Annotated in this window: 10 protein-coding genes; 3 read left to right on the plus strand and 7 right to left on the minus strand. The window is 69.6% G+C overall.

The annotated features are described in order from the left end of the window. Positions 1-206 precede the first annotated feature (206 nt). Positions 207-1,439, minus strand: coding sequence for a radical SAM family heme chaperone HemW (hemW, locus tag ACIBEI_RS45705; protein WP_398897093.1), 1,233 nt, complete (start codon positions 1,437-1,439; stop codon positions 207-209). Positions 1,440-1,503: 64 nt separating this feature from the next. Beyond that, the gene (locus ACIBEI_RS45710) at positions 1,504-3,492 is read right to left on the minus strand and encodes a SpoIIE family protein phosphatase (protein ID WP_398897095.1); all 1,989 of its coding nucleotides are present in this window, start codon (positions 3,490-3,492) and stop codon (positions 1,504-1,506) included. Between the two features lie 212 nt (positions 3,493-3,704). Between ACIBEI_RS45710 and ACIBEI_RS45715 the strand changes: the two genes are divergently transcribed. Together ACIBEI_RS45715 and ACIBEI_RS45720 are read left to right on the plus strand one after the other, a co-directional pair. Continuing rightward, a complete protein-coding gene (locus ACIBEI_RS45715) occupies positions 3,705-7,802 on the plus strand; it encodes a HAMP domain-containing protein (protein WP_398897097.1) in 4,098 nt (1,365 codons plus the stop codon). An 18-nt stretch (positions 7,803-7,820) separates the two neighbouring features. After that, on the plus strand, positions 7,821-8,405 hold the full coding sequence (locus ACIBEI_RS45720) for a two-component system response regulator (RefSeq protein ID WP_266739935.1): 585 nt from the start codon (positions 7,821-7,823) through the stop codon (positions 8,403-8,405). Between the two features lie 141 nt (positions 8,406-8,546). Here the strand turns inward: ACIBEI_RS45720 and ACIBEI_RS45725 are convergent, their stop codons facing one another. Together ACIBEI_RS45725 and lepA are read right to left on the minus strand one after the other, a co-directional pair. Further along, on the minus strand, positions 8,547-10,421 hold the full coding sequence (locus ACIBEI_RS45725; protein WP_398897099.1) for an AMP-dependent synthetase/ligase: 1,875 nt from the start codon (positions 10,419-10,421) through the stop codon (positions 8,547-8,549). A 308-nt stretch (positions 10,422-10,729) separates the two neighbouring features. Continuing rightward, positions 10,730-12,598, minus strand: coding sequence for a translation elongation factor 4 (lepA, locus tag ACIBEI_RS45730; protein WP_398897100.1), 1,869 nt, complete (start codon positions 12,596-12,598; stop codon positions 10,730-10,732). A gap of 255 nt (positions 12,599-12,853) precedes the next feature. Here lepA and rpsT point away from each other — a divergent pair, with 255 nt between their 5' ends. Further along, a complete protein-coding gene (gene rpsT / locus ACIBEI_RS45735) occupies positions 12,854-13,120 on the plus strand; it encodes a 30S ribosomal protein S20 (RefSeq protein WP_143632071.1) in 267 nt (88 codons plus the stop codon). 582 nt (positions 13,121-13,702) lie between these two features. On the opposite strand, the gene holA is transcribed toward rpsT, so the two are convergent. From holA to ACIBEI_RS45750, 3 genes are all read right to left on the minus strand, one after another. Then, positions 13,703-14,689, minus strand: coding sequence for a DNA polymerase III subunit delta (holA, locus tag ACIBEI_RS45740; protein ID WP_398897101.1), 987 nt, complete (start codon positions 14,687-14,689; stop codon positions 13,703-13,705). A gap of 267 nt (positions 14,690-14,956) precedes the next feature. Continuing rightward, positions 14,957-15,202, minus strand: a complete 246-nt coding sequence (locus ACIBEI_RS45745; protein WP_143632075.1) for a hypothetical protein — start codon at positions 15,200-15,202, stop codon at positions 14,957-14,959. Positions 15,203-15,334: 132 nt separating this feature from the next. Beyond that, a complete protein-coding gene (locus ACIBEI_RS45750; RefSeq protein ID WP_398897157.1) occupies positions 15,335-16,216 on the minus strand; it encodes a YceI family protein in 882 nt (293 codons plus the stop codon). Positions 16,217-16,232 lie beyond the last annotated feature (16 nt).

Below are 16,232 nucleotides of genomic sequence, written 5' to 3' on the forward strand. Positions count from 1 at the left end.
ACCCATTCCCGTCACTACTCAGGGGCTCCGCCCCCGAACCCCCAAAAGACTGCGCAGTTCCCCGCGCCCCTAAGGTCTTTAGGGGCGCGGGGAACTGCGCGACCAGCCACATCCGGCCCGCACCCAAAAACACACCCCCACGGGGCCTGGGGCGGAGCCCCAGAGGGACGGGAATGGGTAGGGGCGGCGGGGGCGAAAACAGGCCCTCAGTCCACCAGGTCCCGTACCACGCCGTCCGCAAGCAACCGCCCCCGCAGGGTGAGCACCGCACTCCCGGACTCATACGGCCCGGCCTGGAGCAGACCATCGGCCAGAGCCCGACGAGACGCCGCAAGCCCATCCGCGTGGAGCAGCGCCAGCGGAACCCCCTCAAGGAGCCGCAGCTCCAGCAGGATCCGCTCGACCCGCCGGTCCTCCGAAGACAGCAGCTCCCGCCCGGCCCCGGGCGACCTCCCCACCGCCAGAGCCCCCGCATAGGCCCCCGGATGCTTTACGTTCCACCAGCGAACACCCCCCACATGGGAGTGCGCCCCGGGCCCGGCCCCCCACCAGTCGGCCCCCCGCCAGTACAGCTCGTTGTGAAGGCAGCGCCCGGCATCGGACGTGGCCCAGTTGGAGACCTCGTACCAGGAGAAGCCCGCCGCGGAGAGGCGGTCCTCCGCGATGAGGTACCGGTCCGCGTGCACGTCGTCGTCGGTCATGGGGACTTCCCCGCGCCGGATGCGGCGCGCGAGCTGTGTCCCCTCCTCGACGATCAGGGCGTACGCGGACACGTGGTCGGGCCCGGCGCCGATCGCCGCGTCGAGCGAGGCCCGCCAGTCGTCGTCGCTCTCACCGGGCGTGCCGTAGATGAGGTCGAGGTTGACGTGGTCGAACCCGGCCGCACGGGCCTCGGCGACACAGGCCTCGGGCCGGCCGGGCGTGTGCGTACGGTCCAGCACCCGCAGCACGTGCTGCCGCGCGCTCTGCATGCCGAAGGAGACGCGGTTGAACCCGCCCTCCCGGAGCGCGGCCAGATACGCCGGGTCCACGGACTCCGGGTTCGCCTCCGTCGTGACCTCCGCGTCCGCCGCGAGCCCGAACTCGTCCCGGATCGCCCCCAGCATCCGTACGAGATCGTCGGCGGCCAGCAGTGTGGGCGTACCGCCGCCGACGAAGACCGTGCGGACGGGCCGCGGGTCGTCGCCGAGGACCTTGCGGGCCAGGCGGATCTCGTCGATCAGGGTCGAGGCGTAGTTGTCGCGGGAGGCGAGGACGCCCCCCGAGCCGCGCAGCTCCGTCGCCGTGTACGTGTTGAAGTCGCAGTAGCCGCAGCGGGTCGCGCAGTACGGGACGTGGAGGTAGAACCCGAGCGGACGGTCGGCCGCGCCGGCCAGGGCGTGCGCGGGCAGCGCCCCGTCGTCGGGGACGGGCTCGCCGTCGGGAAGTGCGGAAGGCATGTACTCCATTGTCCAGCACCTTCGGCACTCCCCGCCCAGCCCTCTCTGGGGCCGCCTACTCCGCCTACTCCGCCTGGAGCACCAGCAGCGCCAGGTCGTCCTCCGGCGGCTTGCCGCCGAACTCGTGGACCAGGCGGCGGATCCGTTCGGCGATCAGCTCGGCGCTCAGGCCCGCGCACCCGGCGAACGCGGCGGCGAGGCCGTCGTCGTCGTCGAACTGCCGGTGCCCGCTGCGGCGCTCGGTCACGCCGTCCGTGACGCACAGAAGGCTGTCGCCGGGGCGCAGCTCGAAGGTCCCGCAGAGGTAGCTGGCGTCCTCGAAGACGCCGAGGAGGGTCTGCGGCTGGGCCACCTCACCGACCTTTCCGGATGGTTGCAGGAGCAACGGCAGCGGGTGCCCGGCGGAGGCGACCGTGCAGTGCACTCCGCCGTCGAAGGGCACCAGCTCGCCGTAGAGGAGGGAGAGGAATCGGGTCTGCGGCCCCTCGTCCGCGAGCCCGGTGCCGCCCGCGGACACCAGGGCCCGCGCCGCCGCGTCGGAGGCCTCGGTCGCGTCGTCGAGGAGGAGCTGGTTGAGGCGGTCGAGGACGTCGGGCACCTCGTAACCCTCCCGCGCGAGGAGCCGCAGCCACGGCCGGGCGAGGCCGATCACCACGGCCGCCTCGGGGCCTTTGCCCTGGACGTCGCCGAGGGCGAAGCACCAGCGGCCGTCGCCGGCGGGGAAGAGATCGTAGAAGTCCCCGCTGGGTCCGCCCTTGTCGCACGGTTCGTAGACGAGCGCGCTGCGTACGCCGGGGATCTCGGCGACCGCGCCGGGCAGCAGTCCGCGCTGCAGTACGCGGCTGATGGTGGCCTGGCGCGCGTACTGCCGGGCCGCGCCGATGGCGAGCGCGACGCGGCGGCTGAGGTCCTCGACGAGCCCCGTGATCTCGTCGGGGAAGCGGGTCTGCCCGGCCCGGCCGATGACCAGCGTGCCGAGCGGTCTGCCGCCCGCGATCAGCCGGAACGCGAGTGCCGATCCGCCCGTCGCCCGGGCCTCCAGCGCCTCGGCGGGCCAGGGCACGGGCACGGGTCCCGCGCGGTCCGACTCGGGCAGCTCGGGCGGGTCCTTCTCCAGGAGCCGGCGCAGTTCCTCGATGCGGTTCTCGCTGCCGTGCCAGACGCGGGCGAGCCGTGGCCCGCCGACGACACCCCCGTCGGAGCGGCCGGGGGCCTCGTCCTCCAGCCACACCGCGCACCAGTCGGCGAGCCGCGGGACGAGCAGCTGCCCGGTGAGCGCGGCGACCAGATCCTCGTCGAGCTGCCCGGCGAGCAGGTCGGAGGCCTCGGCGAGGAAGGAGAGGACGCCGCGGCTGCGCCAGTCCTGGTCCTGCGTGCCGCGGCGGGGTGCGGGGGCGAGGATCTCGGCGGCCCGCTGCCCGCGCCGCAGCGCGTGTTCGCCGTCGTAGGCCTCGGCCTCCTCCTCGACGGTCGCGGTCCCGTCCACGGGCAGGCGTGCCCATACCGTCTTGACGCCGGTGCGGTAGGTGATGCCCCAGGCCTCGGAGAGCGCGGAGACCAGGTGCAGGCCCCGGCCGTACTCGCCGGTGTCGTACGGCCGCTCCGCCCCGTCGTCGCGCACCACACGCGCGGGGTGGTGGTCGGACACCTCTATGACGAGGACGCCGGGATCGGGGACGGGCCCTGGCTCGGAGTCGTTGCCCGCACCCTCACCACTGCCCGAACCTGCGTACGAAGCGACCGTTCGTACGGCCCTGGAGTCCGACGCGGCGGCCGCCGGGCAGTCCTCCGAGCAACGGCCGAGCCGGCACAGCAGCTCCACGTCCGTGCCGGCGTGCACCACCGCGTTCGTGACGAGTTCGCTGACGACCACCATGGCGTCGGCGACGAGCAGGTCGGTGATGAACTCGGCTCCGGGCAGGGCGAGTTCGGTCCATTCGGCGAGCGCGGTGCGGACGAACCGACGGGCGGCGCCCGGCGCGAGAGGGTTGCCCGGTAAGGACGTACGTGCCACCGCCCGCGGGCGCTCTGGCGCCTCAGAAGCACGGGACATGGACTCCCGTTGCGTCGGTATGGGCCCCACTGTGCGGCTCCCTGAGCAGTTCGGACGATTACGCCTCAGGCGATGCGGACAGAGTGACAGACTGGCCACGCCCATAAGCGCCGAGTTACCGAAGTTGGGCCACCATGAGTGAGAACAGTGCTACGCATGTGCTCGAAGACGGACAGATTCGGGCATCAGACCTGCGTCCTCTGCTCGCTGCCATGACCGCCGCCCGAGACGGCGATTTCAGCAAGGTGCCCGAATCGGGCCACGGGCTGGTGGCCGAGCTGGTCACGGTGTTCAACCAGATCCTGGACCGCAGCCTGCACTTCAACTCCGAGGTGCAGCGCGTCCGCCGGGAGCTCGTCCGCCACGGCCGGCTCGACGAGCGGCTCTCCGCGAGCCCGGGACAGGGCCACTGGACGACCCGGGTCAACGACGTGAACCAGTTGCTGGACGCGCTGGTGGCACCGGCCGCCAACGCGACACGTGTGCTCGACGCGGTGGCGGGCGGCGACCTGACCCAGCGCGTCGACCTGCACGACGGCAACCGCCAACTGCGGGGCGACCTGCGCCGGTTGGGCCGGACGGTCAACAAGATGGTCGACCAGCTGTCCCTGTTCACCGGCGAGGTGACCCGGGTGGCCCGCGAGGTCGGCACGGAGGGGCGGCTGGGCGGCCGCGCCAAGGTGACGGGCCTGTCGGGCAGTTGGCGGGACGTGACCGAGGCGGTGAACACGATGGCGTCCCGGCTGACCGCCCAGGTCCGCGACATCGCCCTGGTCACCACGGCGGTGGCGCGCGGCGACCTGACCCGTACGGTGACGGTCGAGGCGACCGGCGAGCTGCTCGAACTGAAGCTGACCGTGAACACGATGGTCGACCAGCTCTCCGCCTTCGCCGACGAGGTCACCCGCGTGGCCCGCGAGGTGGGTACGGAGGGCCAGTTGGGCGGCCGGGCCCAGGTGCGCGGCGTGTCCGGGGTCTGGAAAGACCTCACCGACAACGTCAACTTCATGGCCTCGAACCTGACCTCTCAGGTCCGCAACATCGCCCAGGTCACCACGGCCGTGGCCAACGGCGACCTGAGCCAGAAGATCACGGTCGACGCACAGGGCGAGATCCTGGAGCTGAAGTCGACCATCAACACCATGGTCGACCAGCTCTCCGCCTTCGCCGACGAGGTCACCCGCGTGGCCCGCGAGGTGGGTACGGAGGGAAACCTGGGCGGGCGCGCGCAGGTCCGTGGGGTGTCCGGGGTCTGGAAGGACCTCACCGACAACGTCAACTTCATGGCGGACAACCTGACTTCACAGGTCCGGAACATCGCACTCGTCTCCACGGCCGTGGCACAGGGCGACCTCGGCAAGAAGATCACGGTGGAGGCGAAGGGCGAGATCCTGGAGCTCAAGTCGACCATCAACACGATGGTCGACCAGCTCTCCGCCTTCGCCGACGAAGTCACCCGCGTCGCCCGCGAGGTCGGCACCGAGGGAAACCTCGGCGGGCAGGCTCAGGTGCGCGGTGTGTCCGGGGTCTGGAAAGACCTCACCGACAACGTCAACTTCATGGCCCTGAACCTCACTTCACAGGTACGGAACATCGCCCAGGTGACGACGGCCGTGGCGAACGGCAACCTGGGCAAGAAGATCACGGTCGACGCGCGCGGCGAGATCCTGGAGCTGAAGGACACCGTCAACACGATGGTGGAGCAGCTGCGCGCCTTCGCCGACGAGGTGACCCGCGTGGCCCGCGAGGTCGGCACCGACGGACGGCTCGGCGGCCGTGCCCAGGTCCTCGGTGTGTCCGGCGTCTGGCGGGACCTGACCGACAACGTCAACTACATGGCGGACAACCTGACTTCACAGGTCCGGAACATCGCTCAGGTCGCGACCGCCGTGGCCCAGGGAGACCTCTCCAAGAAGATCGACGTGGACGCGCGCGGCGAGATCCTGGAGCTGAAGACCACGATCAACACGATGGTGGACACGCTGTCGTCGTTCTCGTCCGAGGTCACGCGCGTGGCCCGCGAGGTGGGTTCCGAGGGCCAACTCGGCGGCCAGGCACGGGTGGAGGGCGTGTACGGCACCTGGAAGCGCCTGACGACGAACGTGAACGAGCTGGCGTCCAACCTCACCACCCAGGTCCGCGCGATCGCCGAGGTGGCGTCCGCGGTGGCCCAGGGCGACATGTCCCGCTCGATCACGGTGGAGACGCAGGGCGAGGTCGCCGAGCTGAAGGACAACATCAACCTGATGGTGGCCAACCTCCGCGAGACGACCCGCGCGAAGGACTGGCTGGAGTCGAACCTCGCCCGTCTCGCCGCCCTGATGCAGGGCCACCGGGACCTGATGGAGGTCGCCGACCTGATCCTGCGCGAGCTGACCCCGCTGGTGAACGCGCAGTACGGCGCCTTCTTCCTGGCCGACCCGGAGGAGGACGGCGCCTCGCTGCACACGGCCGTGCCCGCCAAGGGGCTCGCCTTCATCGCGGGGTACGGCTCGGCGCAGGGCGCGACCGTCGACACGGGCACCATGCCGGTGCACGGGCTCGTACGGCAGGCCGCACGGGAGAAGAAGCGGATTCTGGTGGAGGAGGCCCCGCCGGACTACATCAAGATCAACAGCGGTCTGGGGGAAGCCGCTCCCGCGAGCGTCGTCATCATCCCGATCCTCTTCGAGGACAAGCTGCTCGGGGTGATCGAGCTGGCTTCCTTCTCCCGCTTCTCCGACGTCCACCTGGCCTTCTTCGACCAGTTCGTGAACACCATCGGCGTCGCGATCAACACCATCATCGCCAACTCCCGTACGGAGTCACTGCTCGGCGAGTCGCAGCGCCTGGCCGTCCAGCTCCAGGACCGCTCCGACGAACTGCAGTCGCAGCAGGCCGAGTTGCAGCGCTCGAATGCCGAACTGGAGGAGAAGGCAGCCCTGTTGGCCACCAGCTCCCAGTACAAGTCGGAGTTCCTGGCGAACATGTCGCACGAGCTGCGGACGCCCCTCAACTCGCTGCTGATCCTGGCCCGGCTGCTCTCCGACAACCCGGACGGTCATCTCTCGGACCAGGAGGTGCAGTTCGCGACGACGATCCACCGCTCCGGCTCCGACCTCCTCCAGCTGATCAACGACATCCTCGACCTGTCGAAGATCGAGGCCGGCCGGATGGACGTACGCCCGAAGAAGCTGCCGCTGATCAAGCTGCTCGACTACGTGCACGCCACGTTCCGGCCGCTCACGCTGGACCGGGGGCTCGCCTTCGAGGTGTCGGTCGGCGAGGACGTACCGCGCGAGATGTACTCGGACGAGCAGCGGCTCCAGCAGATCCTGCGCAACCTGCTCTCGAACGCGATCAAGTTCACCGCGACGGGACGGGTCGAGCTGCGCGTCAACCGCGTCAAGGACACCGAGCACCGCTACACGCGCGAGAAGAGCGACCACGTGATCGCCTTCGCGGTCTCCGACACCGGCATCGGCATCGCCCCGGAGAAACTCCCGGTGATCTTCGAGGCGTTCCAGCAGGCCGACGGCACGACGAACCGCAAGTACGGCGGCACGGGCCTCGGCCTGTCCATCAGCCGGGAGATCGCGGGCCTGCTGGGCGGCCGCATCATCGCCGAGAGCATGCCCGGCAAGGGGTCCACCTTCACGCTGTACGTGCCCGTCGTCAGCCCCGGGCACTCGGCGACCGAGCCGGGCGCCGAGGATCGGGCCCTGCCCATGCCCGAGCAGCTGTCCTCCGATCCCTACACCGTCCACGACCAGGACGACAGCTGGCCGGCACCCACCAAACTGGAGGCGTGGAAGGCGGGGCGGGCAGGCCAGGTCCTGCCTGGACGGCGGGTGTTGATCGTGGACGACGACATCCGCAACGTCTTCGCGCTCACCCACGTACTGGGCCGGGTCGGGATGCCCGTCCTGTACGCGGAGAACGGGCGCGAGGGCATCGAGACACTGGAACGCAACCCCGACGTCCAACTCGTACTGATGGACATCATGATGCCGGAGATGGACGGCTACGAGACCATCTCCGCCATCCGCCGCACCCCGCGCTGGGCCGGACTTCCCATCGTCGCCCTCACCGCCAAGGCGATGCCGGGCGACCGCGAGAAGTCCATCGCGCGCGGTGCGAACGACTACGTACCCAAGCCGGTGGACGTCGATCAGCTGCTGACCGTCGTCTGTGCGCTCCTGGACCCCGAGAGCACGGATGCCGAGGAGCAGGGCCTCTCCGTCGCGACCGGCACAGCGGAACCCGTGGGTTCCGGGGCGCCGGAGTCCGTCGCATCGGAGGAGCCCACCGTCCCGCCGGCGAACCAATGAGGCAGGCAGTCAATCACCATGAGCACTGAGGCATCGACCGACGAGCGCGCCAGCATCCTCCTCGTGGACGACATGGAGGACAACCTGATCGCGCTGGAGGCCGTCCTGGGGTCCCTCAACGAACCGCTCGTACGCGCCCGTTCGGGCGAGGAGGCGATGAAGGCGCTGCTGCGGCAGCGGTTCGCCGTCGTCCTTCTCGACATCCGGATGCCGGGCATGGACGGCTTCGAGACGGCCGCGAACATCAAGCGGCTCGACCAGACCAAGGACGTACCGATCATCTTCCTGACCGGCACGGACTCCGACGCGGGCTATGCGTTCCGCGGGTACGCGACCGGAGCCGCCGACTATCTCACCAAGCCGTTCGACCCCTGGGTGCTGCGTGCCAAGGTGACCGTCTTCCTCGATCTGCACCGCAAGAACCGGCAGTTGGAGCGGATGCTCGCCCGCGAGCAGGCGCAGTTCGACGAACTCGCCGACCGCCTGCGCGCGATCGAGACCCACATGGCGACCAGCGACCTCAAGGACGTCCTCGAACTGCGCCACCACATACGCCACATGGAGGACCTGCTCCGCGAAATGCGAAAGGGCCGGGGCCTGTGACCCCACCCGCGCCCCCTGCAAGGGGCGCGGGCAACTGCGCCCGTAAGGGGCGCGGGGAACTGCGCGACCAGCCACAACGAACCCGCAGCCGAACCGACACGCGCGCCCCCAGCCGGGCCAGGGGCGCCCCCAGCCCGACGGCTAGGCCTCGCGCGAACCCGCGTACATCTCGTCGATCAGGTGCTTGTACTCCCGTTCCACAACCGGGCGCTTCAGCTTCAGGCTGGGCGTCAGTTCGCCGTGTTCGATGTCGAGGTCGCGCGGGAGGAGCTTGAACTTCTTGATGGTCTGCCAGCGCTGGAGGCCCTCGTTGAGCGTCTTGACGTAGCCGTCGATGAGCTCGACCGTCGCGGGGGCGGCGACGACCTCGGCGTACGACTTGCCCGACAGGCCGTTGTCCGCGGCCCAGCCGAGGATCGACGGCTCGTCGAGGGCGATGAGCGCGGTGCAGAAGTTCCGGTCGGCGCCGTGCACGAGGATGTTGGAGACGTACGGGCAGACGGCCTTGAACTGGCCCTCGACCTCGGCGGGCGCGATGTACTTGCCGCCCGAGGTCTTGATGAGGTCCTTCTTGCGGTCCGTGATGCGCAGATAGCCGTCGGGGGACAGCTCGCCGATGTCGCCGGTGTGGAACCAGCCGTCGGACTCCAGCACCTCGGCGGTCTTCTCGGGCAGCCCGTGGTAGCCCTCCATGATGCCGGGGCCGCGCAGCAGGATCTCGCCGTCGTCCGCGATGCGCACCTCGGTGCCGGGCAGCGGCTTGCCGACCGTGCCCGTGCGGTACGCCTCGCCGGGGTTCACGAAGGAGGCGGCGGACGACTCCGTGAGCCCGTACCCCTCCAGGATGTGGATGCCGGCGCCCGCGAAGAAGAAGCCGATCTCGGGCGCGAGGGCCGCCGAGCCGGAGACACAGGCGCGCAGATTGCCGCCGAAGGCCTCGCGGATCTTGGCGTAGACGAGCGCGTCGGCGACCTTGTGCTTGGCGGAGAGGCCGAAGGGCGCGGAGGCGGTGCCGGTGCGGCGGAAGTTGTCCTGCGTGGCCTTCGCGTACTCGCGGGAGACGCCGGCCGCCCACTGGAAGATCTTGTACTTGGCACCGCCGCCGGCCCGCGCCTTGGCCGCGACGCCGTTGTAGACCTTCTCGAAGATGCGGGGCACGGCAGCCATGTAGGTCGGCCGCACGACCGGCAGGTTCTCGATGATCTTGTCGACACGGCCGTCGACGGCGGTGACGTGTCCGACCTCGATGTGGCCGGACGTGAGCACCTTGCCGAAGACGTGCGCGAGCGGCAGCCACAGGTACTGGACGTCGTCCTGGCTGACCAGACCGGTCGCGGCGATGGCCTTCGCCATGTACGACCAGTTGTCGTGCGGCAGCCGGACACCCTTGGGGCGGCCCGTGGTGCCGGAGGTGTAGATGAGGGTGGCCAGCTGGTCCTTGGTGATCGCCCCGACCTTCTCCTTGATCAGGTCGGGGTTCTTCTCCAGGTACGCGGCCCCGCGGGCCTCCAGCTCGGCGAGCGTGAGGACCCCCTCGCTCGACTCCACGCCGGCCGGGTCGATCACCACGATGTGGGTCAGCTCGGGCAGGTCACCATGCTTCTCCTGGGCCTTGGCGAGCTGCGCCGCGTCCTCCGCGATCAGCACCTTGCTCGATGAGTCGGCCAGGATGAAGGCCGACTCCTCGGCGTTCGTCTGCGGGTAGACAGTGGTCGTCGCCGCGCCCGCGCACATGATGCCGAGGTCGGCGAGGATCCAGTCGACGCGGGTCGAGGAGGCGAGCGCGACGCGCTGCTCCGGCTGCACACCCAGTTCGATCAGACCGGCCGCGATCGCGTAGACCCGGTCGGCCGCCTGTGCCCAGCTCAGGGACTTCCAGTCGTCCGGGCCCTCGCCCGAGGCGGGCGGCACCGGGTAGCGGTACGCCTCCGCGTCGGGCGTCGCCGCCACGCGCTCCAGGAAGAGGGCCGCCACGGACGGCGGACGGTTCTCGATCAGGGTCTGTGTGTCGCTCACGACATCCTCCGGGGCCCGCGACAGTGCGTGTGGCTGGCTGATTGCGGTTGGCTCTGACAGATGGCTCAGGGGCAGGCTGGTGCTGGTGACTCACTGGCGACTGGCTCAGCGCACTCGTTGTTTAACTCACGAGTAACCAACGAGTGGTGATCAGAGTAAAGCCCGTCCGCCCGGTGCGTAAGGGGCGGCGTGCTGTCACTTCCTACAGAGCGTGGGCGGAACGCGGCAGTCCGTTGACGTGGCGGGCCCGCCACGCGAAAGCGCGACGGGCCCGTGATTCCGCGGCCGTCCGACGACCGGGCCGGCGGCTACTTCTTGCCCTTGCCCGAGCCGGCCGCGTCGTCGCTGGACAGCACGGCGATGAAGGCCTCTTGCGGAACCTCCACAGAGCCCACCATCTTCATCCGCTTCTTGCCTTCCTTCTGCTTCTCCAGCAGCTTCCGCTTACGGGAGATGTCACCGCCGTAGCACTTGGCGAGGACGTCCTTCCGGATGGCGCGGATGGTCTCGCGGGCGATGACCCGGGACCCGATGGCCGCCTGGATGGGGATCTCGAAGGCCTGGCGCGGGATGAGCTCGCGCAGCTTGGCGACAAGCCGTACTCCGTACGCGTAGGCCGCGTCCTTGTGCGTGACGGCGGAAAAGGCGTCGACGCGGTCGCCGTGCAGCAGGATGTCGACCTTCACCAGCGAGGCGTCCTGCTCGCCGGTGGGCTCGTAGTCCAGCGAGGCGTACCCGCGGGTCTTGGACTTCAGGTTGTCGAAGAAGTCGAAGACGATCTCGGCGAGGGGGAGCGTGTAGCGGATCTCGACCCGGTCCTCCGACAGATAGTCCATACCGAGGAGGGTGCCGCGGCGGGTCTGGCAGAGTTCCATGATCGAGCCGATGAACTCGCTGGGAGCGAGGATCGTGGCCCGGACGACCGGCTCGAAGACCTTGTCGATCTTGCCCTCGGGGAACTCGCTCGGGTTGGTGACCGTGTGCTCCTTCCCGTCCTCCATGATCACGCGGTAGACCACGTTGGGCGCGGTGGCGATGAGTTCGAGGTTGAACTCGCGCTCCAGGCGCTCACGGATGACGTCGAGGTGCAGCAGGCCGAGGAAGCCGACACGGAAGCCGAAGCCGAGGGCCGCTGAGGTCTCGGGCTCGTAGACCAGGGCGGCGTCGTTGAGCTGGAGCTTGTCCAGCGCCTCGCGGAGGTCGGGGTAGTCCGAACCGTCCAGCGGATACAGACCCGAGAAGACCATCGGCTTAGGGTCCTTGTATCCGCCGAGGGCCTCGGTGGCGCCCTTGTCCTTGCTGGTGATCGTGTCACCGACCTTGGACTGACGGACGTCCTTCACGCCGGTGATGATGTAGCCCACCTCGCCGACGCCGATGCCGTCGGCCGGCGTCATCTCGGGGGACGAGACGCCGATCTCCAGCAGTTCGTGGGTGGCGCCGGTCGACATCATCTTGATGCGCTCGCGCTTGTTGAGCTGGCCGTCGATGACACGGACGTACGTGACCACGCCCCGGTACGAGTCATAGACGGAGTCGAAGATCATCGCGCGGGCGGGGGCGTCGGCGACGCCGACCGGGGCCGGGACGTCACGGACGACCCGGTCGAGGAGCGCGTCCACACCGATGCCGGTCTTCGCCGAGACCTTGAGCACGTCCTCGGGCTGGCAGCCGATGAGGTTGGCAAGCTCCTCGGAGAACTTCTCCGGCTGGGCGGCCGGCAGGTCGATCTTGTTCAGTACGGGGATGATCTTGAGGTCGTTCTCCATCGCCAGGTAGAGGTTGGCGAGAGTCTGCGCCTCGATGCCCTGAGCGGCGTCCACGAGGAGAACGGTCCCCTCGCAGGCGGCGAGCGACCGGGACACCTCATACGTGAAGTCCACGTGCCCGGGGGTGTCGATCATGTTGAGGATGTGGGTGTTGCCCGGGTCGTCGGTCGGGGCCCAGGGCAGTCGCACCGCCTGGGACTTGATCGTGATGCCGCGCTCGCGCTCGATGTCCATCCGGTCGAGGTACTGAGCGCGCATCTGCCGCTGCTCGACCACCCCGGTCAGCTGGAGCATCCGGTCGGCGAGCGTGGACTTGCCGTGGTCGATGTGCGCGATGATGCAGAAATTGCGGATCAGAGCCGGGGCGGTGCGGCTCGGCTCGGGCACATTGTTAGGGATCGCGGGCACGCAGGGTCCTGTCTCTTGAGGCGCCTGTCGCCTCGGGTCGGATCGATACGTAGGCTCCATGGTCCCACGGGCGGGGGCGTGCGACCGGTTTGGGCCACTCGTGCGGTGACTGGTAGCCTGAGCAGCTGTGTCTCATGCCCTCTCTGCAGGAGGCACATCCTCAAGAAACCAAACGGTGCACGAGGCGAGTCCGTGAGCGTATTTCCGTTTCCCGTCTCTCGTTTCTCGTGTGCCAGAACCTGAGAAGGCTCATTCGTGGCGAACATCAAGTCCCAGATCAAGCGGATCAAGACCAACGAGAAGGCTCGGCTGCGCAACAAGGCCGTCAAGTCTTCGCTGAAGACCGCGATCCGCAAGGCCCGTGAGGCTGCTGCCGCGGGTGACGTCGAGAAGGCCACGGAGGCCGCGCGCGAGGCTTCGCGCAAGCTGGACAAGGCTGTCTCGAAGGGCGTCATCCACAAGAACCAGGCCGCCAACAAGAAGTCGGCGCTTGCTTCCAAGGTCTCTTCCCTCAAGGGCTGAACTCACTTGATTTGACCGCCGGAAGGACCTGAGCGGGCCCTCTCTCATCCGCTCCCGACCGGCACCCCGACTCGTACGCGACTGCGTTCGCCACGCGGGTACGAGTCCCTCGCACAATCCGAGGCCCCGGTCTCTCCCCCTTCCCCAGGGGGAGGGCCGGGGCTTTTGGCGTGTGGGGGGGTTGGGCTGCGAGGGGGGTTGCATTGCGGGGGGGGCGTGGGTTGCACTGCGGCGGGGGTGGGTCGCGCTGGGGCGGGGGTGAGTCGCGCTGGGGGCGTGGCCGACACTCTTCAGCCCGTCCGGCGTTTGAGGACGAGGCCGTCCAGGCCGATTCCCCCCCCCCCCCCCCGCAAACCCCCCCCCCCCCCCCCCCCCCCCCCCCCCCCCCCCCGAGGCCGTCCAGGCCGATTCCCCACCCACCCCGGTCAACCCACCCACCCCCATCAGCCCCGCCCACCCACTCAGCCCGTCCGGCGATTGAGAACGAGCGCGTCAGCGCGATGCGGGGGTTCGGGGGCGGAGCCCCTGAGTAAGGGACGGGAATGGGTAGGGGCGGCGGGGGCGAAAAACACCCGGCGGCAGCTAGCCGCGGCGAGACCGCGCCGCCCGTGCAATCGCGACGACGGCCTTCTCGAGGGCGTACTCGGGATCGTCCCCCCCGCCCTTCACCCCCGCATCGGCCTCAGCGACCGCCCGAAGGGCGACGGAAACCCCATCCGGAGTCCACCCCCGCATCTGCTGCCGAACCCGATCGATCTTCCACGGCGGCATCCCCAGCTCCCGAGCAAGATCGGCAGGCCGCCCCCCACGAGCGGACGACAGCTTCCCGATCGCCCGCACCCCCTGCGCCAACGCACTGGTGATCATCACAGGCGCGACCCCGGTGGAAAGAGACCACCGCAGAGCCTCCAACGCCTCCGCCGCCCGCCCCTCGACCGCCCGATCGGCCACCGTGAAGCTGGAGGCCTCGGCCCGGCCCGTGTAGTACCGCCCGACAACGGCCTCGTCGATCGTCCCCTCGATGTCCGAGACAAGCTGCGTCACGGCGGACGCCAGCTCCCGCAGATCGCTCCCGATGGAGTCGACAAGGGCCTGGCAGGCCTCAGGCGTGGCGGACCGCCCCAGCGCCCGGAACTCGCTCCGCACGAAGGCCAGCCGATCCGCCGGCTTCGTCATCTTGGGGCAGGCGACCTCCCGCGCACCTGCCTTGCGCGCGGCATCGAGCAGCCCCTTGCCCTTGGCCGCACCCGCGTGCAACAGCACGAGCGTGATCTCCTCGGCGGGGGCGCCCAGATACGCCTTCACGTCCTTGATCGTGTCGGCCGACAGATCCTGGGCGTTGCGCACCACGACGACCTTGCGCTCCGCGAAGAGCGACGGACTGGTCAGCTCGGCGAGCGTGCCCGGCTGCAACTGGTCCGACGTGAGGTCCCGTACATCCGTGTCCGCGTCGGCGGCCCGCGCGGCGACCACCACCTCCCGGACGGCACGGTCGAGCAGGAGGTCCTCCTGGCCGACGGCGATCGTGACGGGGGCGAGCGGGTTGTCCTGTGCAGAGTTCCTGGCCATCGCGCCCAAGCATCCCACGCACCACTGACAACGGACTCCGCCCGCGAGGTGGACCGCCCGCCATGGGGTGGCCCCCGCCCCGAGGCGGACCGTCGGCCGAAGGGCGACCCGGCGCCAGTGGGAGGGAGTCAGCTGGAGGGCGAGCCGTCCGCCGCGCTGAGGCCCGCCGACCGCATGGAGGCCCGCCGACCGCGCGGAGGCCCGCCTGCCGAGGGCCAAGCCCACGGCCATGCGGCGGCCGAGCCGGTCTTCACCCGCGACGGCGACCTACGGCTCCTCGCGCCACCCGTCCCACTCCCCCGCGAACTCGTCCAGCTCCCCCGCATCGAGCCGCCCGTCCGAGTCCCGCAGGACCAGCAGCCACTGCGCGTCCTCGGCGTCGTCCTCACCGGCCAGGGCGTCCCGTACGAGCTGGGGCTCCTCGTCGAGTGCGAACCGCTCCCCGAGTGCCTCCGCCGCCTCGTGCGCGGCATCGCGGTCGGGCAGGACCAGTACATGTCTCACATCACTCACCCGGCCATTTTCCGGTACGCGGACGACGCTCCGCGCCGAGGGTGGGCGATCCCCGAAACTCCAGGCCAGACCTGCCGACCGAGGCAGGCCCGCTGACCGAGCAGCCCATGAACCCGTCAGCCCATGAGCCCGTCAGCCCTTGGGCACGATCTGTATGTCCAGATCGACCGTGATGCTCGGGCCGACCACGGCGATCCCCCGGGCGAGCATCGTCTGCCAGCTCACGGTGAAGTCGTCGCGGCGCAGTTCGGTACTGGCCCGGCAGGCCGCCCGCACCTCGCCCTCCATACCATTGCCGACGCCGAGGTACTCCGTGTCGAGCGTGACCGTCCGCGTCACACCGTGCAGCGACAGCGCCCCGGTGACCGCCCACCGGTTGCCACCCCGATGCGCGAACCGGTCGCTGTAGAACTCCAGCGTCGGAAACCGGTCGACATCCAGAAAGTCCGCGGACCTCAGATGGTCGTCCCGCATCTTCACGTTCGTGTCGATGGACGACGCGTCGATCACCACATGCATGGCCGACTGCTCGGCACGCTCGGCCAGCCGTATCACCCCCGCGAACGTGTTGAACCTGCCACGCACCTTGGCCAGCCCGATGTGCCGTGCGGTGAACCCGATCGTGGAGTGCGTCGGCTCGATCTCCCAGTCCCCCGGCCGGGGCAGTGCGGGCGGCCGGGCGACGTGCAGTGTCACTTCGCCGAGCGAGGCCAGCGCGTTCTCCTCCACCGTGGCGTTCGTCCGGAACGGCGCGTACCCCTCGGCCGACACCGCGAGCCGGTACTCGCCCGCCGGCACCGTCACCGTGAAGGACCCGAACGGATCCAGTCCCCCGCCGACCACTTTTCGCCCCGACGTGTCCGTTACCACGAACTCGGCATGCGGCACCGGCTGGTTGACCGGATCGAGCACCCGGCAGCTGAGCACTCCGGCCCCGTCGGGCATCGGTACCGCGGCGACACGATCCGTCCGTTGCGTTCGGTTCGAACGGTTCCCCAGCCAGCTGCCGACCATCTGCGACCCACCCTCG

It is taken from the genome of Streptomyces sp. NPDC050988, assembly GCF_044456225.1.
In the GTDB taxonomy this organism is placed as follows: domain Bacteria; phylum Actinomycetota; class Actinomycetes; order Streptomycetales; family Streptomycetaceae; genus Streptomyces.

Coding starts and splice junctions, on each gene's coding strand:
- holA (WP_398897101.1), bottom strand. CDS start 14,689: ATGGCCAGGAACTCTGCACAGGACAACCCGCTCGCCCCCGTCACGATC.
- ACIBEI_RS45720 (WP_266739935.1), top strand. CDS start 7,821: ATGAGCACTGAGGCATCGACCGACGAGCGCGCCAGCATCCTCCTCGTG.
- hemW (WP_398897093.1), bottom strand. CDS start 1,439: ATGCCTTCCGCACTTCCCGACGGCGAGCCCGTCCCCGACGACGGGGCG.
- ACIBEI_RS45715 (WP_398897097.1), top strand. CDS start 3,705: ATGACCGCCGCCCGAGACGGCGATTTCAGCAAGGTGCCCGAATCGGGC.
- ACIBEI_RS45750 (WP_398897157.1), bottom strand. CDS start 16,216: ATGGTCGGCAGCTGGCTGGGGAACCGTTCGAACCGAACGCAACGGACG.
- ACIBEI_RS45710 (WP_398897095.1), bottom strand. CDS start 3,492: ATGTCCCGTGCTTCTGAGGCGCCAGAGCGCCCGCGGGCGGTGGCACGT.